Raw genomic sequence first — 19,867 nt, 5'->3', positions numbered from 1 at the left:
TACACTGTTTAGCAATATGCATAGGAAGGGCTTACTATGCATAAGGGTTTCTATGTCAATCCCATAAAATAATGCAATCAAGACAGTTTCGCAGAGTACGAAGGATAAGGAAGAGTTACAGAGTTACCGACTTATACAACACATATTATAGGGGGATGAACGAGGGATGCGTAAACTTTGAAAAATATTTTTCAAAATAAATTCGACATCTTCCACATAGGCAATCATAATTGAAAAAAAAGGAGGATGCCTATCATGGATCAATTATCAAATTTTATATCCGAATATCTTAAAACATGCGAAACTGTACAAAAGTTAAATTCAAAAACCATTAAAGCATACCGTATAGATTTATCACAATTTCATACATTTATGCTGCCTCTGGAAGATTTCACAGAAAAAAACACCTTAAACTCGTTCCTGTCACTGTTACACCAGAAATACAAACCCAAAACTGTCAAAAGGAAGATTGCTACTTTAAAGGCATTTTTCCATTACCTTGTTTATGAAGAATTATTGTCTCAAAGTCCTTTTGAGAAACTCAATGTGAAATTTCGAGAGCCACAAGTCCTTCCCAGAACAGTCCCTGATACTATTATAGAAATCTTTCTCAGTACTATGTATAAACAAAAAAAACTGGCGCCTACAACATATCAATACAATTCGCTCCTTCGTGATATAGCCGTAATAGAATTACTATTTGCAACTGGAGTACGTGTTTCTGAACTATGCTCACTTACTCCTGCCCAAATAGATTTCACTACTTACAAAATTATTATAAACGGGAAAGGTTCAAAAGAACGTATTTTACAAATTGGAAATGAAGATGTCAAAGAAATATTATCTGAATACTATACAGTCTTTAAAACAGATATCACTAAAACAGGATGGTTCTTCATCAACCGTCTTCACAAAAGATATTCTGAAGAATCTGTCCGAAACATGATAGTAAAGTATCTGAAACTTGCAAACATAGATATGCACGTAACTCCACATATGTTCCGGCATTCTTTTGCAACACTGTTATTAGAATCTGATGTTGATATTCGGTATATACAGAAAATGCTGGGACACAGCTCTATAAAAACAACCGAAATATATACAAACGTGTCTACTTCCAAACAAAACAGCATCCTCACTGCTAAACACCCTCGCAACTCAATGCATATTGATATTACAATGTGACACTGTAGGCCGCTCAATTTAAAGCGGCCTTTTTTTCTTCCTCTTTACCAATTCTAAACCAAGGATAATATCTAATTATCTATTACAAAGGAGTCTGCTATGCGAGAGAAAAAATATGTTCCTTTTTGGACCAAGGAAGAAAATAAAGTAGATAAAAATATATTAAGTATCATTTTATTGGCACATGTCCAACAGCCAAGAGGTTATATCAATAATAGTCAACTTCAGTGCAGTGAAACTGAGCGATTTTCTATTGAAGAATTTAATGAAATTTATCAGGGAATCATAACTGCCGGCTATTATATACAATCGGTATATTATAATGAGTTGGATTTCATATCCGACTTTATAGAGCATCCTACCCGATTCCAAAAGTGTCTCATATATAATTTAGCAAGAAATGGACTTGGGGATAACAAAAAGACGGTGATTCCTGCTTTTTGTGAATTAGTAGGACTCAATTACAGCACTTCGTCTTCTTTATCCTGTGCATTATGCCGTAATAAGTACTATTTCACAACATTGTTTCGTTCACATAATATTTCTGCACCAAAAAGTTGGTTGTTAAGCAGTGAAGGCAGTTGGATTAACGGTTCTCCTGAAGAGGGGATTCAAGTTATTTGCAAACCCTGCTCGGAATCTGCAAGTCAAGGAGTTCATGAATCTGGTATTTTTTATGCTTCCCCAGAAAAATTTACGCAATTTCATGGGGTAACCTGTATCGTACAAGAGTATATTGATGGTGAGGAATGTGAAGTTCCTGTATTTAAAATAGGAAATTCCATAAAAATACTTCCCCCTGTCGGTATCAATCTTGGTAAAAGGAAGATTCTTGATGAGCAATCTTCGGCAGAAAACAGCTATGATTTTTATTGTTTAGGTGACACACAATCACAACAGACAATTGACCAGATATGCAATTACGCCAAAGAAGCGTTTCATCTGATGCAGATGAATGTATATGGGCGCATAGATTTTCGTATAAATTCATATGGGAAGCCTTACATATTTGATGTTTCAACAACCCCTTACACTACTCGACATAGTTCGTTTGCGTTTGCTTTTGATCAAATGCAGTTTCAATACAGTGATATCTACAATGCAATTATAACTGCTGCTGTTCACCGATTAAAACAGTAGCACTAAAATGACAAAAACTGGAGATCTGAAAGCAAAAAACCACGACCATAAAACTGACATGAGGGATCCTGGATGTGGGTACATGCTGTTGTGATGGCGGTATGATACATCATTGGATCTCCATTTAGTTTAAAAGAGGCATGAAGTAGATTTTCCTGCTCATTCTGCCTTTTTCTAAAAATTTGCTTGTATTCACGCAGAAGTGGGACATCCAGTGACTTTAAAATATTCAATTCTTTCCCGGCAATGACTGTGTTATTTTGGAGTAATGCATGAGCAAAAAGTAAATCATGCAGAAAGTATTGATAATATTCATCTGCATCCGAAAGATCTTTAACCGCTTTTTCAATATCCTTTTCTATAGATTTTGAACCATATAATAAAGAAAGTCCTAAATAATTAAAAAGGATCACATGGGAAACTTCATCTCTCTGATTTTCCATAATTTCTGAAAAAGCCATAGCCGCCTTTTTTGCGCAAGTTAAATATTGGTCTCGATCCTTCAGATACCTTCTTTCATCTAGAAGAAATTTAAGAAGAATCTGATTATTATCTAATTTGTATCGGCTTGGATAGTACCATCTATCATTATGTTTGAGCATTTCATTACATTCATTTAGAGTTTGTTTTGCTGAAAAATAATCACCAGCAACAATTGTATTTGCTAAGTGATTGCAAAGTGCCATATAAAGACCATTGCGGTTAAAGTGACTACGATAAAACTGTATACTTTGTGCCGTTTGCCTACTTGCAATCAATGCCGAATAATAAAGAGCTGCCTTCCGGTTATAACAAGCTTCAAATTCTTCAAATGCAGGACTTCCCATATGCTGTTGAATCATTTGAATAAATCTCTTTTTAAGAATCTTTACTTTTTGACTATCGGTTGAGCGATCTATATAAACATCCAATAACACAAGTGCTGCTCTACAATACTGTTCGTCTTCGCAAAAATCGGACATATTTATCGTTTCGTATAACTCTTCAGCCAACTGACTGATTATAATAGGGTTTTCAGCCAACTGCACATAACAAAGAAGAATTAATCTCTGACATTCAGCCAAACTGGCCGGAATCAATCGGCTTGGAGTTATTGACTGTAAATGGAGAAGTGCTTCTTTATAATTATATTTTGAAAATTCCTTATATCCTGAAAGAAACTCATTTAGCGTATAACGTTGAGTTTCTTCCAGATCACCATTTAAACGCCTGAGTAATGAATAAATTTGATCAAGTATATTATATATATCGTTCATTTCCCCGATTTTAGAAGCTCGTCGAAGATAAGAAAGAAACAAGAGCTGCCAGGATTCTAGAATAATTTTAGAATCATTTGTTTGAAGGCTAAGTTTCAAATGTTTTCCCCTATTATAGTAGTCATCCGCATGTCGTTTCTGCAAGTATCCAGAAAATTTGCGATGATGATATTTTTCTCTTTTTGAAAGCTGTGTTTTAAAATATGATTTAATCCACTCATTAGAAAAATGGTATCTTTCTTTTCCAACAATAAACATGTGCTCTTCAGCTAATGTAAGATATTCTTCAGCAAGATACTCTGTCTCGTCCGCATCATCAGGGGCAGAATTAATAAAAAAAGCAGTTTCATCCTTAGTAAAGTAAGAATCTATAATGGAAAGTGGCTCTAAAACCTTACATGCACTTTTATCTTGCGATGGCAATTCCTGACAACGTTTTTCCATTATCTCATTAAAATCCCGTGTCATAGAATTGCTATGATGATAATAATCTGCAGCCATCAGCGCAAGGGTCAGGTCATTTCCTGCACAAGCTCGTATATCTTTTATATTAATGCGTTCAGAATGTCCTTTTTGACGTAATATATCCAGTATATCATTATCAGGTATATCTTTCACCGGAACATCAAAAGAAATATTCCCATTTACAGAAGCTTTGTCAAGGGATACAAGTAATGTAACCAAATGAAAACCCGAGAGTAGATTCAGCTGTGGTAACATAAGTTTCTGTAGAAATTGTTTTGACGGAACATCCCACAATTCATAATTATCTGCAATAAAAAGTATATGATGATTTGCGGCAGCCTGATTCTTAATTCCAGCTATTAATGATTCCTCACTGGGAGTCAATACAAAATGTTGTTTACCATATTGTGCAGTGGCACCAAACTCTAACGATATAGGTATCGGAGAAAAATTGATTCCAAAGGAAATTTCACTCCCTAAATCTAACTTCTTTTTGGAATACATTTTAGTTCCAATATGCCATGTGAGATATGGAGCCAAATTTTGATCAATGCCTTCAATGAAAAAAACAGACCATCCTTCTTTGAGTTGGTTACTGATTTCTAACGCTATTGTAGATTTTCCACATCCAGTATCACCATGTAAAGATATTACTTTATTATGATCGTCATCTGTTAGAAGATGATAAATTTGATTAATCATCTCCCACTGATAATCTGCCAGATTCATACAATCCTCCAATCTCCATAAAAAAGATAATTAGATATTATCCTTGGTTCATTGACACTCCCCACAGCTAAAGCAGGGGGATTCTTGCTTCTCCCACTACTGCATTGGCAAACACCTTACGGTACTGCAATGTCTTACACAGTGTCCACAAGCTATATTTATACTGTTCCCGTATGCCCTACGGTACAGTTTTTATCTTTATGCAGACTGCATCTGCAGTCCTTTTTTCAGAATATTGATACTTGCATTCGTATCCCGGTCATGAACCCCATGGCATTTGGGACACTCCCAGATACGAATGCCCAGATTCTTTATCCGTGGATTTCTGTAGCCACAACAGCTGCAGGTCTGACTGCTCGGATACATCGTTGGTACTCTGTGAATTTCATTTCCATACCAGCCAGCTTTATATTCCAGCATTTCAAAAAATCTTGCCCAGGAAACACTCGCTATCGATTTTGACAGTTTATGATTCCGGATCATCCCCTTAACATTCAGATCTTCAATACAGATGGTTTGGTTTTCACGCACCAGCATCGTTGACTGTTTCTGCAGGAAATCATTCCGCTGATTGGTTACTTTCTCATACACTCCTGCCACCCTGATCCGCTGCTTCTCGCGGTTATGGGAATCTTTTTGTTTTCGGGAAAGCCTGCTCTGTTCTCTTATGAGTTTTCGCATTGAGCGTTCCAGATATCTGGGATTTGATACCGTATTTCCATTACTGTCGGAGTAGAACGCTTTGATCCCGACATCAATCCCTATCGTTCCGCCAGCATTTGAGCGTGGTTCCGGTTCAAAATCAACATTTAAAACCGCAAAATATTTTCCAGACGGTGTGTGCTCAATGATCACGTGATTAATCTTTTCCACTTCCATCGACTGCCGTATTTTAACAAATCCAAGTTTCGGAAGTTTGATATATCTTCCCACAATACGAATATTATCTTTTTGATTTACCGTTCTGTATGACTGGAACCGGTTATGTTTACTTTTGAAGGTTGGATAGGAAGCCCGTTTCTCAAAGAAATTCACAAATCCCCGGTCGAGATCCCGCAAAGACTGCTGTAATGCAATGGAATCTGCTGCTTTCAGAAAGGCAAACTCCTCTTGCTTTTTCAGTTCAGTCAGCATGGCGGAAGTCTGGGGATAGCCGATCTTTTCCCCATTTTCATAGCCTTCCTTACGCATGGCAAGTCCCCGGTTGTAGATGAACCGGCAGCATCCCAGGGTCTGATGGATGAAGTTTTTCTGTTCTCTGTTCGGGTAGATCCTAAATTTAATTCCTTTTTGCATTATCCCATCTTATCCTTTTGTCTCTGCGATGTTTTCTGGTTTTCAATATACTGTTTTACTGTTTCCAGCGGAGCACCGCCCACCGTCGATACAAAATAGCTGTTTGTCCAGAGAGTCGGCATTTTCGTTTTAAGATAGGGAAATTCCTGTCTTAAAATTCTGGACGTATAGCCTTTAAATGACTTTACAGCTTTGTGGATGCCAAACTGAGGATCTACTTCCAAAAGCATATGAACATGGTCTGGCATGATCTCCATTTCCAGAATGTCTACAGAAAGATTTGCAGCATACTCTGTGAGCAGCTCCTTCAGCCGGACGTCCACACCGTTAATTAATACTTTTCGTCTATACTTTGGACACCATACTACATGGTATTTACAGGAATAGACGACATTGTTGTTTGATTTATATGTTGTGTTCATATTTATATTATACTATGGTTCATTAGTTAATACAATAAAAACTCTGATATTCTCCGATGTTTCTACTAACTATATCAATGGAATGAGCATAGGGACCATATTTATACTTCTGAAACGAAAAATACGGTTCTTCCAGATACAAATTCATAAAATATGCAGCTTTTTGCAGACGAAGTTTTGTACAACGGTTCAGGCCCATTTTTATTTTCATCAGAACTAAACTGGCTGCTGTAAGTTTAGGTGCAACCGCTGCCTTTTGTACATAATTTCTCTGTGGCTCATAAATCAAAAATGTAAAATTATCAGCGATTGGTTCTAATTTCTTTTGTATCAGTTCTTTTACTGTCTGCCAATCCAAGCCACCATTTCCACACCCCAGTGGTGGAATGGCTACTGATTTCACATGCAATCCAGGAAGTCGTTCTGCCAAAACGTCTAACGCTGTTTCTATATAGCTTATTTTAGAATTTTCACGCCATTTATCTTTCGTTGGAAAATTTACAATAGTTATACCATTCTCTACAAACGTATGAATTGTTCCAACATGCAGTGTTTTATTTTTGCAAGCTTTTATATAGGCTTTATTATTTTCTGGAAATTTCAGCTTGAACTGATACGCAACTCATTTTCCCATGTAGCCCTCACAGTTGACTGTATTAACTAAACACTCTGCACCAGACTGAAACATATCTCCAGTTGTGTATTTAATCAACACAACCACCTCCTCTCGTTACTCAAACCATTGGGACATCACTGTAATGAATGGCGGCGGAAAAATAATGCCTTTCTGTTTGAGCATATCTGCTACTTTGTTTTCAGTTTCTTTCGATGAAACATAGATACACTGGAAAGCATCAACTGGAATAACCAATGGACTCAGGCATTCCGCCATCTTTATCTGTCTGGCATTCTCGTCATTCTGCCCCACTCTGGTAAGAGTATCCCAGTCAATCATTTCAAAGATTCGTCCAATCCTAAACCTTCTCTCTTGCGTATAATTTCCGGATCTGCAACATCTCCAAACGTTACGGTATTCTCCCTTAGAATCTTTCTTGGTACAAGCCCAGAGTCAATGATAGATTCCAGATTTTTTAACTCTGTTAAATGATATAGTAATTTCCCCTCTTTCGCATTTTTTAATCCCATTGTTCTCCTCCTAGTATAACACACATTAAACTTTAATCACAGCACTTTTGTATGCTCTGTCAATGTGTTTGTTTCCATAAATAAATTTTTTTTGTACCCATTATATGGTTCCAGTATTGATACGTCAATCCCATTAATGTGCCTTCTCTTCTTCACTCTTTGCGAAAGGAAGAGATTTCTAACTTTTACCAATCGTTCTGCTATTTCTATATCATGCCTGCTTTATTCTGGATTACCGAGAGGGTGATCATGTGCCAGGCTGATGCTGCTGACAATGAAGGACAGGAGCCAGCTGCATTACAACTTAGTTCCTGTCCTGTACATCTTGAATATGAAATTAATAAAAACAAATTATCGGGACATCATACTGAATAAGGCTGTAAAGCTGTCCGGCATTTTCCGGGGGAAGATTGATGCATCCATGAGAACCACCTGTAAGATATCTGTCACCACCAAAGTACGGCTGCCAGTCTGCATCATGAAAGCCAATTCCTCCATTGAATGGCATCCAGTACGTTACCGGCTGTTCATAAGAATAGGTCCCATTTGCTGTCATTTCACCTCGCAGCACAGACGGACTGCTCTTTGAATTCAGTGTGAATATTCCAGGAGGGGTTTTTCTATCCGGATCACCTGGCAGTCCGGATACGATTTCTGATTGAAAAATAATATTTCCATTCTGATAATACCACATATACTGCTCTGTAAGATCTACCTCTATATATGTATCTCCGAGATCATTGATCCCATGTGCATTTGCTCTCATAGAATATACCGGTTCCCTGGTTGTCTGGGTTCCTGATTGAATTTCCTGCATGAGCTGTGCTGCTTCCTTGTCCTGATCAATCTTCCATCCATAAGCTGAGCCATATACATACACCGTCCTTCCGCTCGTGGTCTGGAATTGTCTTTCAGTGCCAACTGTATCATGATCTGCTGCAAGCTGTGCCACATAATCCACTACATGCTGCCGGAAGGCTTCATCATTCTGGAGCAGCTGCCCTTTCTCGTCAAACTGCAGCCAGTTTTTGATGGTATTCCCATCGAGTGTTACCGTTTCGTCTCCAAATGTATATGTGATATTTGCTTTTGTCAGGTTCTTATATGTATTTACCATATTCTGAAGTTCTGAACTTTCTTTCGTCACATCTGCTTTCTCATAAGCCTTTGGATCACTTTCCAGATCTACCTCTGCCGCATCGTTATCGATTGCCCTGCATATCACCTGATAAGCTTCCCTGGTATTTAATTCGTTGCCTTCCGTTTCTGGCACAATAGTGAATTCTGAGTTAACAAAACTTACATACGCATTTTCCGGTGCTATCTGATTCCCTTTTTTCGCACAATTTAATGAATTTACCTGTTCTTCCAGTTTCTCCCGGCTGAAAGAAGTCTCTTCTTGAACCATATAGTTTTTTGTTTCAAAAAGACCGCTGATCCATTCCCCTGATTTCTGAGTTTTCAGCAGCTGGAGAACCGCACCGCTGGATACGTATTTATAAGCAATGTCTTTTCCTGTAATGATCTGCGGATCCTGCATTCTTGCCCTTACCTGAATAGTATAGTTATCCTTTTTCCCAGCAATCTCCTGCTCAACCTCATAAGCTGTCTTATTTGAACTGTCAATCCCATTGATGGTCGTCCCATAAAAGAAGTGATATGAGTAATAATAAGATATACCTGCATACATACAACAGCCTATAACAAAAATCATCAATATAATCAATATTACAATTTTCTTAATTTTATTTTTCTTCTTTTCTGAAAATATAATGGATCTGAATTCCGATTTATCCATCGGCACATAAACAACTGAACCTGGTCTTGCCGATTTTGTGGTTCTCATTGATTGCCCTATCACTTCTTTTGGTCTCATGTCTTATTTATCTTTCTTTGAATCAATTAGCTTTTTGCATTGTCACTGTCAAAATGTAATGTCTTATGGTACTTTGCATTTTCCTCCAGAAGTTTTTTCCAGTTCTGTCCGTCTTCTTTCGTAGGATTATCAAAATTCTGCTGCCCCTTCAGTTCATCCATATACTGGATATAATCCAGGAAATAAATATCTACTGTCGAAATGTCCCTATCCTGAATTGCGAAGTTATTACAGTTTCCAGCAGACTCATTATATGGAAGTGTGTTTCCGTTGGCATCAAGAGCTACCATGAAGCAGTCACTGTTGGATCCTTCCTTATAAAGTTCATTTACCGTCAGTTCGTACGGAGAACGAATTACGGATTTGAGTCCGATACCAGCATCGTTTGTATCATTCAGTTCCAATACTTCTGTCCGGGAATCATCTACTGTAACCGGGATATCGAAACTCCAGTCACCTTCATATTTGTAGTAGCCGGCATCCCTTCCATAGTTTTCATCATCCGCTTCTGACCACTCATAGTCTGCTTCCAGCCCTCTTACCTTCGTGATATCCAGATGCAGATTAAAAGCATCCGGAATCTCAATATCTTTAATATATTTCTGATATGCTCCACCACGCTCAGATACTTTATTGATAAACTCTTCCAGCAGTGCATAACCTTCATCCGTCTGATCATCTAAGTCCGCCTGAGTTATTCCCATCTCATCCATTACCTGCTGTGTCATTTCATTGTATTTCTCATTATATTCCGTATAGTCTTTTGCCGCCTGAGCAAGATCATAACGGAAAATGCATGCATAGGTGTTGTCATCCAGAAACTGTCCTTCCACCTGACCGTCGATCACCGGACTAGCTTTTGAATCAAAGTCCACACCGCCAGTCATATCCAGATAAATGACCGGTGTTCCACTTTCCGCCCTGGTTGACGTTTCTGGAAATGGCTTATCACTCTTAAACTGCATAGTTATATAGACTGCCTGGCTGTTGGCATATACCTCAGAACATGTAATTGTCAGCCCATCTGCTGTTTTAATGTAAGCATTCTCACTAGTGGCATTACCTGTCTTGTCCCCATCCGCTTCACTGCCATCTGCCGTTGTTCCATCAACGGATTCCAAGGTTGTTGCATAATCCGAAAAATCACCAAAGAAACTTACATTATCCTGCAAGATTTCAAAAAGCCCTCCTACAACCGGGATATTCTTTGCCATTACTGGATTGGTTGCACAGAATATGAATCCAACCGCCAGTACCGCTGCCATACCTCCTGCTACCCTGCCTCCGATTTTCATCCAGTGGAATGGATCCCTTGGTGCTTTTTTCTGAGTAACCGTATTATTCTCAATCAAATGATATGCCTGATTGATATGTTCATGTACAATCGCCGGAATTTCAGTATCCTTTTGCATTTTTTTCTGGAAATCTTTCTCATTATTATTTAGAGTCATCATTAGGCACGTTCCTCCTTAATTTTATATCCATATATCTCTGCGATTTTTTTTCTTCCACGATGAAGGCGGGATTTCACTGTGTTTTCTGACAAATCCAGGATATTACTGATTTCCCGGATATTAAATTCCTCCATGTAGTACAGAATAACAACCAAACGATATTTACTATCCAATGGTTCTAATGCCTGTAAGCATTCTATTGTCTCATATTCTTCATGAAAAGGTGTTTCTGGAATTTGATCCATAAAAGTAACCAGTTTATTCTTTTGTATGACATCTTTACATTTATTGATCAGGATGCGTATCAGCCATGTTTTAAAGTATCTGTTCTTTCTTAGACTTCTTAGATTTTCATAGCAGGAAAGGATCGTATCTTGTATTGCATCTGCAACATCTTCATCATTTTTCAGATATGCTGCTGCAATCTTGTACATACTCTGTACATTTTCATCCATGAGCCTGCAAAAAGCATCCTTGTCGCCTTTCTTCGCTTTTCGTATCAAAACCTCATTCATTATAGTTCCAATTCTCCTATCTCAGACCAGTCATCCGGAGTATACTATAGAAGCTTCATTTATGTGCTCCTACTTATTAGACGTGCGAATCCCTAAAAAGGTTGCAAATATTTTAAAAAAAATCATCTCAGATAAAAACACCCCCGAAATCGTTCAGAATTTTTATGATCATCAGGTCCTATTAGGGTATAAAAACAGCCGTACCATGTGCTTTTTACATGATACGGCTGTCAATAATTCTCATACCCTCAGGACAGATCAACCAAATAAGCATCTCTACAACCGCAGCTGCAAAGCCAAAGTTCCCATCGATCTGGAACGGTGGGTGTGCACACAGCATATTGGGATAAATGCCGCCTCCCACACAGGAAATATTTTCCTCCCTGGTATAACGGAGCTGGTTTTTCAAAAGCCCCAGTGCATGTTCCCCATCCCGGAGTCTGGCCCAGAGGCATGCTTTCCATGCCATACACCATCCGGTTCCTTCGTCCCCGCGCCTTTCCAGAGCCACCCGGCAGGCTTCCAGAAGCTCCGGGGTGTTTTCTGTTGATCAGGTTTCCGGGATAAAGGCCATACAGATGGGATACATGGCGGTGATGGATCTCTGTTTCCGGATAATCCAGGAACCATTCCCTGATCTGTCCAAAGCTTCCCGTCTTAAATGGCGGCAGTTTTGCCGGATTCCTTTTCCGGCCTCATAAACAACCGGTTCCGGGCAGTCATAGTATGGCGGTGCCACATAAGAGGGTGCCCGTCCGGAAAGTAAAACGGTATCTTCACAGTTTTTTATTTTCTCATATCTGATCTCACTTTCCAGTGAAATCTCAAGATGAAGTTTCTGTTCAGGGGCTGCCTGGAAATGGACTGCCAGCAGAGGATCTGCCATGCTCACAAACAGCTCCCTTTTATACCCTGCAGATGCCACTGTTTCCACCGCATGGTTCAAAGAGAGCTGGCGTACATATCCGCCGGGTACCTGTCCGGACATCTGCAGACTCATATTGAGTCTGCCAGCCGGGAGGTAACTGTCCGTCCAGTCACCCAGGATATGCTGACGATTTTGCCAGACGGGATCAGCAGACCCTGGCAAAGCAGGTCAAAGAATGGCTGGACGAGAACTTTACCACACAGATTACATATAAGATATTTCAGGATCTTTTCAATCTGAATGAGAAATATATATCCACTCTGTTCAAAGCAGAATATAATATCACTCCCAGCAGATATGTGGGCGAACTCCGCCTGAACATGGCCAAAAATCTCATGCAGAACAATCCGGAGCTCCGAGTGAAGGATGTTGCTGAACTGGTTGGGTTTACCGATTATTTCTATTTCAGACGTGTATTTAAATCCCATGAAGGTGTCACACCGAGTCAGTATATTAAATCAATCTCTAATACTGGTTCTGCACCAAAAACAGAATAATTGATAAAATAACATAGCCTGTCAATTAATAATTTTTATACAGTCAACTTTAAATAAAACTATCCCAATAAGTACAAATGATCTATACTTTGTACCTTATTTGGGATAGTTCTATTTTTCATCAATATGTTATCTATTTCCGAACATATATTATTTAATTATCATTTTAATCTCAAAATCAAATTCTTCTGCATCCAGACGATACTGCTCTGATAATTCCGGCCCACAGCTGTTAGATCCGATTCCGTTCTGCGCATAATCCAGACATAAAACAGTACTTCCACACGGCTGAAGCTCGTAGCTGTGTTTTTTTGTTGTCAGTTCTTCCTGTGTATATGGTGATGCATTAAAGGAGAATGTCTTTTCTCCTGCTGCTGCAAAAGTAAGATCCGTTCCTTTAAGGATCAGATAATCACAGTCTGTATGGCTTCCGTTTTCCTGCGGACGCAGATAATCTTCATGCATCTCATGAATTTCCGCACAATATCTTCCATGATGACCTGATCTCTTTTTATCTACATAACTTTCATCTGGTCCGATTCCATAGTATTCCGCATTGTCAAATTCTTTATCAAGAAACAGTCGGATTCCGAACCTTGGGAGCATCGGGAATTCCATATCCCTCTTCACGTTCATTTTTACACGGATTGCACCGTCCGGAGTTATGATCCATTCTGCTTTCACGTTCAGGATCCTCTGTACAGTAGGTGCTGAAACGCTCATGGTTCCTGTGATATGTACCTGTCCGTTTTCAATGTTGCAGAAGGTCTCATATGCTCTTGCATAGCTCTGGTCATAATGTGCATTCATCCATTCCAGTTTGATCTTACGGTCATTGTCTGTCGGAGCTCTCCAGATGTTCAGTTCCATTGGTCGATCAAGGATTTCTTTGCCATTTACGTTCAGTCCTTCAAACAGTCCTGTCAGGCGATTAAATACATAGGTGGTTTTCTGTCCTGCATGGATTGTAAAGAATTTATCATTTTCTTCCACTGTAAGGATATCATCTGTTTCAGTTTCTGTAAGGAGCTCTGCTGCTTTCTGGTTTCTTCCATCTGCATTCGTTAAGAGAATCTCATCAAATCCCAGTAACGTATCCGGCTGCATAAGCGGTGTGCCATTTTTCAGATAATAGAATACTCTAAGATAACATTTTCCTTTGCCCGGAACAGAAACAGGAAGTTTGATTTTTCCTTCACCATGAGCCGGGATACTCTCATCCAGATTTATATGAGTCACATATTTGGCATCTCCATCCACGCTCATTTCATATATTAAATAAATGTAATCTTTTAAATCCACATAGTTCAGATAATTATGAAGTACAGCCTCACCTGTCTGCTGGTCATAATGAAGTACTCTTGCAGGTCTGTATATGTTTTTGTATTCCTTCAGACCGACATGTGGCTTTCTGTCCGGATATACCAGTCCGTCCATACAGAAGTTTCCATCGTGGATCTCTTCCCCGTGATCTCCGCCATAATAGTAAATTCCTTTTCCATTTTCGGCTTTTCCCTTATAAATCGCATGGTCGCACCACTCCCAGACAAATCCGCCGCAAAGCGCATCATATTTCTGGATAAACTGGAAATAGTCCTCCAGATCTCCAGGGCCATTTCCCATAGCATGGCAGTACTCTACCAAAAGGAGCGGTTTTTCCGGATTCTTTTCCATATATTCTTCTATTTCCGAAAATGCCGGGTACATTCTTCCGACTACATCAATATTGGAATAATCATATTCCCTGTCAGAGCTCTGATAAAAAGCACTTTCATATGTAGTGAGTCTGGTAGGGTCAAATTCTTTTGTCCACTTTAAGGCTTCTTCAAAAGTACATCCGTATCCGCATTCATTTCCCATGGACCACATCACAATACATGGACGGTTCTTCTCACGGTATACACAAAGCTTTGTACGATCCATGGTAGCTGGGATAAAATCCGGATTGTTGGAGATGCGTTTATTCCAATGTTCTACTACATTATCCCATTCCTGGTTCTTCAGATACTGGCTCTGGGTACCATGGCTTTCGTTATCCGCCTCTGCGATCACAAAGAGTCCATATTCATCACACAGCTGATAGAAATACGGCGCATTCGGATAATGGCTGCTTCGTACTGCGTTAAAATTGTTAGCTTTCATCATCTTCAGGTCAAGGTCTGCCTGTTCAATACTGATCACAGCTCCTGTCACCGGATCGGAATCATGACGGTTGACACCATTGAACTTCACTTTTACCCCGTTGATATAGATTACGCTTCCATCTCGTTTTACTTCACGAAGACCAATCCTGTCAGTGATCACTTCTCCTTCAGTCTCAAATACTACCTGATAAAGATATGGAGTTTCCGGATTCCAGAGCTTCGGTTCCATAATTGTAAACACTGCTTTATGGGAATATTCCCCTTCAGCCGTCTCTTTAAATCCACCCGCTGCCACTGTGTTGCCATCCATATCCTGGATCCGGATGTTTACAGTTTCTGCTGCGCTGCCAAGAAATTTTGCACAGATCTCCACCTCTGCCGTGCTTCCCAGTAGTTTTGTAGTAGTGAAGTAATCATACAGAACTGCTTCCGGTCTCTTTAACAGATATACATCACGGAAAATACCGGTCATTCGGAATTTATCCTGGTCTTCCAGATAAGTACCATCACACCATTTCAGAACCAGCACTGCCAGTGTATTCTTTCCACTACGGATGTAATCTGTCACATCAAATTCACTGGTGCAGTGTGAAACCTGGCTATATCCCACATAACATCCGTTTAACCATACATAAAAGCAGGAATCCACACCTTCAAAGTTCAGATATGCTTTTGGTGCATGTTCATCTTTTTCATACTCAAACTCATGAACATATGCCCCGCATGGGTTGTCCTGTGGAACGTATGGCGGATCAAGGGGAATCGGATAACGTACATTGGTATACTGATGCTCGTCATAGCCGAAATTCTGCCAGATCCCCGGTACAGGTATCTCCCCGAACCCATTTGTATCATAGCTTTCTTCATAAAATTTTTCCTGCAGGTCATAAATGCTCTCATAGAAACGGAATTTCCAGTTTCCATTCAGGAATTCTATTCTGTCCGATTTTTCCCTGTCGTGTACGAGAGCTCCCATGCAGGCGGAAGCCGGTACATAGTAGGAACGGTATGGCATGGTATTCTCATGCAGCATGTTAAGATTTTCATAATGCTTAGGTATGATCATGTGATATCCTCCCAATACGTTTAATGTTTTGTTTTACTGTGCTATCATTATACTTTTTTCTTTTAAAAAAATACATAAACAACATTCGACAAAACATGCACAAAATGTTATACTTTTACATAATAGCCAACTATTTTTTAACAATATTTTGCAGAATCGTAAAATTACACAATTCATATTGTTGTGTTTTGTGCAATATGACAAGGAGGACATTACTTGTATACATTATCAGCATACTATCACAAATCCAGGGTTGATTTTATGGATAAAAAACACCCCCTGTTTATTGGAAGCTGCGGCACTTATCATCTATACACCGTAGAAAAGCTTCCTACTCACCGCCCGAAAGGCCGGCTTGATTATCAGCTCCTTTACATCGCATCCGGTCGGGCACATTTTTATTTTGATGGAAAACCTACTGTTGTAGAAGCCGGCAATATGGTACTCTACCGTCCACGTGAGGAACAACGCTATTATTATTATGGAGCGGATCAGACTGAAGTTTACTGGGTTCACTTTACTGGAAATAATGTAAAGAGCTTTCTGAGAAGATATGGGATTACCGACGATACCCGCATTATTTATACCGGTATCTCCATTGAGTACAAAAATCTATTTATATCCATGATCGAGGAATTGAATCTGCAGCAAATTGATTATGAGGAGATGCTGATAAATTATTTCACAATTCTCCTGATCAGCCTCCATAGAATAGCACTGCAAAAGCCACGTAAAAAGAACCTTCAGAACATGAACGATATGGAACAGGCTGCACAGTACTTTCGGATGCATTATAACAAACCTATAAGTATTGAGGACTATGCTGTTTCCCACAATATAAGTATCAGCTGGTTCATCCAGAACTTCCGTCAGTATGCCAATACTACACCTGCTCAATACGTGCAGTCTCTGAGGCTTACCAATGCAAAAATGCTTCTGGAAACGACCAATTATAATATCACAGAAATAGCCAACCTGGTCGGGTACGAAAATCCATTATATTTCAGCCGATTTTTCCGAAAACAGTGTGGCATGTCCCCTTCACAGTTCCGCAAGCAGCTGGTGCTGAATGCAGAAAACTGTCCAAAATAAAACCAACCAAAAAACGCTGGGAGCAATTCTCAGCGTTTTTTGGTTGGTTTTATTTAACATAATATTATGATACTTTTTTTATCTTAGAATTAATGGACATAAAGCCTGCTTCAGGATGCCGCGGATAAATATTCTTATACCTGTAAGTACTCAGCACTATACCCATGAGTCCATAAGAAATTATGATACAGCTTCCTCCGGCTGAAAAAAACGGAAGAAATGTTATTGATTGCGGAAATATGCCAAGATTCTCAAGGATATTTATCAAAAAACTGATGAGAAATACAATTCCGCACCCGCATCCCATCATCATACCCAGCTGATTTTTCTGTCGCAATGCAGTATTGAAGACTGCAAAAATCAGAACCGCAAGAACACAGCACAAAAGTATAGCTGCAATTATTCCATATACAGATGACAGATAGGTCAGAATATAATCCGCATTAAATGCTGGCAGGATTCCCGTTACATCTGATTTGCCTTTCCCGATCAGATTATTCTGTTTCCAAAGTGAATGCAACATTTTTGTGAAATAATCTGTTTCGCTACCGCTGGAAAACATCGCCTGTATGCGCACAATTTGATATTCCGCCAGTCTGTTTCTCAGGTACATACTCAGAAAAGCTGCTATGGGTGCAGTCAAAAACACAGCCCAGATTCCACAGATAGTTCTTTTCTTTCTGACAGTAAACCAGTCCTTTTTGATTGCGATTGTCAACATAGTCAGCATAGTTACCAGCATCACACAAGCTGTCCTGAGCGCCGGCAGGCTGTAAACTAATATTACTGGAGCAATCATCCATAAGATTGCTCTTATCAGCCCCTTATATCCCCACCCATGATATTTATATAAAATCGCTCCATATACAGGGACATAAAACAGCATCAGTTTTTGTACATCCATGCCTCTTCTGCCTCCCGGCAGTGATATAAAGATCCTTGCTCCGTTTACCTGGTCTCCTTCCAATATAACCAGCAAACAGACGGACAATAAAACAGCTGCAATTATTTTTGAAAATTTTGCCAGTACGGTGTAGTCCAGCAGATACAAAATCATCATAACAGCCAGCCCGATTATAACATGAAACACATATCTGTCAGAACCGGCTACCGCATTCTCACTGGCTTTTCCGGAAATCCCTGCATGTATCAGAATACCTGCAATGCTGATAAGTATAATCATTCCCAAAAGTTTCCATGCAGCCTGAGGTCTGTGGATACTGTCAAGGGAGATCCCTGTTTCCACAGGATCCCCCATGTCTCTGACGGCTTCCTTCTCTGCCTGTTCATGATCCATGCCTGCCTTCATGTTTTCCGCAATCTGATCCTCCATATGATCCTGCAGCTCCTGTTTTATATATGGTCTGGCTTTTGTGCAGCGAATCTGTTCCAGCAATAATTTCAGATATTCGTCCATAACTCACACCTCCAATATAAGCACATTGGTCACTGCTGCGGAGTACTCTTTCCATTCCTCTATTTTCTTTTCCAGGAATCCTCTTCCCTGTCTGGTAAGGCTATAATACTTTCTGGTCTTTCCAGCTACATCCTGTTCATATACTGTCAAGAGTCCTTTCTCTTCCAAGCTGTGCAACAATGGATAAAGAGTTCCTGCTTTCAGCTCAAATACATTCTGAGATTTTTGCCTCAATGTGTCGATCATCTCATATCCATACATATCCTTTTCAGACAAAAGTTTCATTACAAGCATTGCCATACTTCCTGAAACCAACGCTTTTTCAATAGCCATCTGGTCCACCCCCTTCTTAGAATAAGTTATATATCGGTGTTCTATATATCGGTGTTCTATATATCGGTTATCTATATAATAGTTTATTTTACATTATTTGTCAATATATCAATAACATTTATCAAAACTGATGGCTATTACCATTCACTGATTGTTTCGGTAATTGCCATATTCTGTATCCGTTTTGACGGAGCGTAGACAGATACAATGGCAAATATGAAGATAAAGGCAACGATACTTCCAAACCAGAGGATAGGAAAACTCCACTCAATTCCAAAATAATGTGTAATTAGACGATTATATAAAAATCGATTAAGAGAAAGTCCAATGCCACATCCAACTATCAAACCAGAAATTGCATATGTGTACGCTTCCGCAGAAATCATTCGTTTAAGCTGTCTATTATCCATACCAACAGCTCGCATTGCTCCATACTGCTTAATCCGTGCAGATACACTCATGGATATGCTATTGACGATATTAAACAGTGAGATAATTCCGACAGTAGCCAGAAAACCATAACAAACAATTCGTACCGCCAAATAGGTAGCATTATTTTGTTTATTGCTTTCACGCTGATCTGTGATAATAATGTCATCATTTTCAAGGCTTCTAATTTCTGCTATCGTTTCTTCAGTTGCATTTGAATCTAATTGAATTCCAATAAGACCATACTTTGTATTGCCCATGATACGGTCAAACACCGACACTTGCAATACCCGGTCTGCCGTCTGTGCTATGCCTCGGTTATGGGTAATCATAATGATGGTCTGCTCATATTTTTACGATGTTTCTTTGAGCAATGCTATAACCTCGCTGCTATTTTGTGAATCCAGAGTTCCCGTCGGCTCATCTGTAAACTGTACCCCTATCCCTGTATATTTCATCGCTTATTTGACACTGTCG

17 protein-coding genes and 3 pseudogenes are annotated in these 19,867 nt (G+C 39.3%); 4 read left to right on the top strand and 16 right to left on the bottom strand.

Annotated features, from left to right (window positions below):
• The first annotated feature begins 255 nt into the window (after positions 1-255).
• Both V9W66_RS18970 and V9W66_RS18965 read left to right on the top strand, forming a co-directional pair.
• Positions 256-1,185 (top strand): tyrosine-type recombinase/integrase, encoded by a 930-nt coding sequence (locus V9W66_RS18970; protein ID WP_144094852.1) that lies wholly within the window; start codon positions 256-258, stop codon positions 1,183-1,185.
• A gap of 99 nt (positions 1,186-1,284) precedes the next feature.
• Positions 1,285-2,325 (top strand): hypothetical protein, encoded by a 1,041-nt coding sequence (locus tag V9W66_RS18965; protein ID WP_144094850.1) that lies wholly within the window; start codon positions 1,285-1,287, stop codon positions 2,323-2,325.
• Between the two features lie 2 nt (positions 2,326-2,327).
• On the opposite strand, the gene V9W66_RS18960 is transcribed toward V9W66_RS18965, so the two are convergent.
• The 11 genes and pseudogenes from V9W66_RS18960 to V9W66_RS18910 form a co-directional block, all read right to left on the bottom strand.
• Positions 2,328-4,775, bottom strand: a complete 2,448-nt coding sequence (locus V9W66_RS18960) for an ATP-binding protein (RefSeq protein WP_144100529.1) — start codon at positions 4,773-4,775, stop codon at positions 2,328-2,330.
• 198 nt (positions 4,776-4,973) lie between these two features.
• On the bottom strand, positions 4,974-6,071 hold the full coding sequence (gene tnpB / locus V9W66_RS18955; RefSeq protein WP_439362799.1) for an IS200/IS605 family element RNA-guided endonuclease TnpB: 1,098 nt from the start codon (positions 6,069-6,071) through the stop codon (positions 4,974-4,976).
• Positions 6,071-6,493 (bottom strand): IS200/IS605 family transposase, encoded by a 423-nt coding sequence (gene tnpA / locus V9W66_RS18950; protein WP_059086115.1) that lies wholly within the window; start codon positions 6,491-6,493, stop codon positions 6,071-6,073. The genes tnpB and tnpA overlap by 1 nt, the downstream gene beginning before the upstream one ends.
• Positions 6,494-6,515: 22 nt before the next feature.
• Positions 6,516-7,103: pseudogene (locus V9W66_RS18945) on the bottom strand (macro domain-containing protein); the annotation flags it as partial.
• 120 nt (positions 7,104-7,223) lie between these two features.
• Complete coding sequence (locus V9W66_RS18940; protein ID WP_207705785.1) at positions 7,224-7,448, bottom strand: DarT ssDNA thymidine ADP-ribosyltransferase family protein; 225 nt, start codon at positions 7,446-7,448, stop codon at positions 7,224-7,226.
• A complete protein-coding gene (locus tag V9W66_RS18935) occupies positions 7,445-7,639 on the bottom strand; it encodes a DarT ssDNA thymidine ADP-ribosyltransferase family protein (protein WP_207705786.1) in 195 nt (64 codons plus the stop codon). Before V9W66_RS18935 ends, V9W66_RS18940 begins: the two co-directional genes overlap by 4 nt.
• A gap of 337 nt (positions 7,640-7,976) precedes the next feature.
• Positions 7,977-9,329 carry a L,D-transpeptidase family protein gene (locus tag V9W66_RS18930; RefSeq protein WP_243121717.1) on the bottom strand — a complete coding sequence of 451 codons (1,353 nt, stop codon included), beginning with the start codon at positions 9,327-9,329 and terminating at the stop codon, positions 7,977-7,979.
• 212 nt (positions 9,330-9,541) lie between these two features.
• On the bottom strand, positions 9,542-10,969 hold the full coding sequence (locus V9W66_RS18925; RefSeq protein WP_144094075.1) for a DUF4179 domain-containing protein: 1,428 nt from the start codon (positions 10,967-10,969) through the stop codon (positions 9,542-9,544).
• Positions 10,969-11,484 (bottom strand): RNA polymerase sigma factor, encoded by a 516-nt coding sequence (locus V9W66_RS18920; RefSeq protein WP_144094076.1) that lies wholly within the window; start codon positions 11,482-11,484, stop codon positions 10,969-10,971. Before V9W66_RS18920 ends, V9W66_RS18925 begins: the two co-directional genes overlap by 1 nt.
• 214 nt (positions 11,485-11,698) lie before the next feature.
• Positions 11,699-12,107 (bottom strand): annotated as a pseudogene (locus V9W66_RS18915) (glycosyl hydrolase family 95 catalytic domain-containing protein).
• Complete coding sequence (locus V9W66_RS18910; RefSeq protein WP_144094078.1) at positions 12,035-12,484, bottom strand: glycoside hydrolase N-terminal domain-containing protein; 450 nt, start codon at positions 12,482-12,484, stop codon at positions 12,035-12,037. Before V9W66_RS18910 ends, V9W66_RS18915 begins: the two are co-directional and overlap by 73 nt.
• A gap of 83 nt (positions 12,485-12,567) precedes the next feature.
• On the opposite strand from V9W66_RS18910, the gene V9W66_RS18905 reads away from it, so the two are divergent.
• Positions 12,568-12,909 (top strand): helix-turn-helix domain-containing protein, encoded by a 342-nt coding sequence (locus tag V9W66_RS18905; RefSeq protein WP_144094092.1) that lies wholly within the window; start codon positions 12,568-12,570, stop codon positions 12,907-12,909.
• Between the two features lie 150 nt (positions 12,910-13,059).
• Here V9W66_RS18905 and V9W66_RS18900 read toward each other — a convergent pair whose 3' ends face one another.
• The gene (locus V9W66_RS18900) at positions 13,060-16,119 is read right to left on the bottom strand and encodes a glycoside hydrolase family 2 TIM barrel-domain containing protein (RefSeq protein ID WP_144100543.1); all 3,060 of its coding nucleotides are present in this window, start codon (positions 16,117-16,119) and stop codon (positions 13,060-13,062) included.
• A 216-nt stretch (positions 16,120-16,335) separates the two neighbouring features.
• Here V9W66_RS18900 and V9W66_RS18895 point away from each other — a divergent pair, with 216 nt between their 5' ends.
• Positions 16,336-17,211 (top strand): helix-turn-helix domain-containing protein, encoded by an 876-nt coding sequence (locus tag V9W66_RS18895; RefSeq protein WP_144094080.1) that lies wholly within the window; start codon positions 16,336-16,338, stop codon positions 17,209-17,211.
• Between the two features lie 64 nt (positions 17,212-17,275).
• Here the strand turns inward: V9W66_RS18895 and V9W66_RS18890 are convergent, their stop codons facing one another.
• From V9W66_RS18890 to V9W66_RS18875, 4 genes and pseudogenes are all read right to left on the bottom strand, one after another.
• Positions 17,276-18,628, bottom strand: coding sequence for an FtsW/RodA/SpoVE family cell cycle protein (locus tag V9W66_RS18890; protein WP_144094081.1), 1,353 nt, complete (start codon positions 18,626-18,628; stop codon positions 17,276-17,278).
• A gap of 3 nt (positions 18,629-18,631) precedes the next feature.
• Positions 18,632-18,961, bottom strand: a complete 330-nt coding sequence (locus tag V9W66_RS18885) for a PadR family transcriptional regulator (RefSeq protein WP_144094082.1) — start codon at positions 18,959-18,961, stop codon at positions 18,632-18,634.
• Between the two features lie 137 nt (positions 18,962-19,098).
• Complete coding sequence (locus tag V9W66_RS18880; protein WP_330575347.1) at positions 19,099-19,650, bottom strand: ABC transporter permease; 552 nt, start codon at positions 19,648-19,650, stop codon at positions 19,099-19,101.
• 15 nt (positions 19,651-19,665) lie between these two features.
• Positions 19,666-19,815, bottom strand: a pseudogene (locus V9W66_RS18875) (ABC transporter ATP-binding protein); the annotation flags it as partial.
• Positions 19,816-19,867 lie beyond the last annotated feature (52 nt).

The sequence above is a fragment of the Blautia massiliensis (ex Durand et al. 2017) genome, from assembly GCF_051861785.1.
Lineage (GTDB): Bacteria > Bacillota > Clostridia > Lachnospirales > Lachnospiraceae > Blautia_A > Blautia_A luti_A.
Note: the sequence above shows the minus strand (reverse complement) of the source record. Positions and strands in the feature narration are given on the sequence as shown.

Excerpts from the sequence above, each read along its gene's own strand:
- V9W66_RS18970 (WP_144094852.1), top strand. The coding sequence starts at position 256 with ATGGATCAATTATCAAATTTTATATCCGAATATCTTAAAACATGCGAA.
- V9W66_RS18965 (WP_144094850.1), top strand. The coding sequence starts at position 1,285 with ATGCGAGAGAAAAAATATGTTCCTTTTTGGACCAAGGAAGAAAATAAA.
- V9W66_RS18960 (WP_144100529.1), bottom strand. The coding sequence starts at position 4,775 with ATGAATCTGGCAGATTATCAGTGGGAGATGATTAATCAAATTTATCAT.
- tnpB (WP_439362799.1), bottom strand. The coding sequence starts at position 6,071 with ATGCAAAAAGGAATTAAATTTAGGATCTACCCGAACAGAGAACAGAAA.
- tnpA (WP_059086115.1), bottom strand. The coding sequence starts at position 6,493 with ATGAACACAACATATAAATCAAACAACAATGTCGTCTATTCCTGTAAA.
- V9W66_RS18940 (WP_207705785.1), bottom strand. The coding sequence starts at position 7,448 with ATGATTGACTGGGATACTCTTACCAGAGTGGGGCAGAATGACGAGAAT.
- V9W66_RS18935 (WP_207705786.1), bottom strand. The coding sequence starts at position 7,639 with ATGGGATTAAAAAATGCGAAAGAGGGGAAATTACTATATCATTTAACA.
- V9W66_RS18930 (WP_243121717.1), bottom strand. The coding sequence starts at position 9,329 with ATGTATGCAGGTATATCTTATTATTACTCATATCACTTCTTTTATGGG.
- V9W66_RS18925 (WP_144094075.1), bottom strand. The coding sequence starts at position 10,969 with ATGATGACTCTAAATAATAATGAGAAAGATTTCCAGAAAAAAATGCAA.
- V9W66_RS18920 (WP_144094076.1), bottom strand. The coding sequence starts at position 11,484 with ATGAATGAGGTTTTGATACGAAAAGCGAAGAAAGGCGACAAGGATGCT.
- V9W66_RS18910 (WP_144094078.1), bottom strand. The coding sequence starts at position 12,484 with ATGAGTCTGCAGATGTCCGGACAGGTACCCGGCGGATATGTACGCCAG.
- V9W66_RS18900 (WP_144100543.1), bottom strand. The coding sequence starts at position 16,119 with ATGATCATACCTAAGCATTATGAAAATCTTAACATGCTGCATGAGAAT.
- V9W66_RS18890 (WP_144094081.1), bottom strand. The coding sequence starts at position 18,628 with ATGGACGAATATCTGAAATTATTGCTGGAACAGATTCGCTGCACAAAA.
- V9W66_RS18885 (WP_144094082.1), bottom strand. The coding sequence starts at position 18,961 with ATGGCTATTGAAAAAGCGTTGGTTTCAGGAAGTATGGCAATGCTTGTA.
- V9W66_RS18880 (WP_330575347.1), bottom strand. The coding sequence starts at position 19,650 with ATGGGCAATACAAAGTATGGTCTTATTGGAATTCAATTAGATTCAAAT.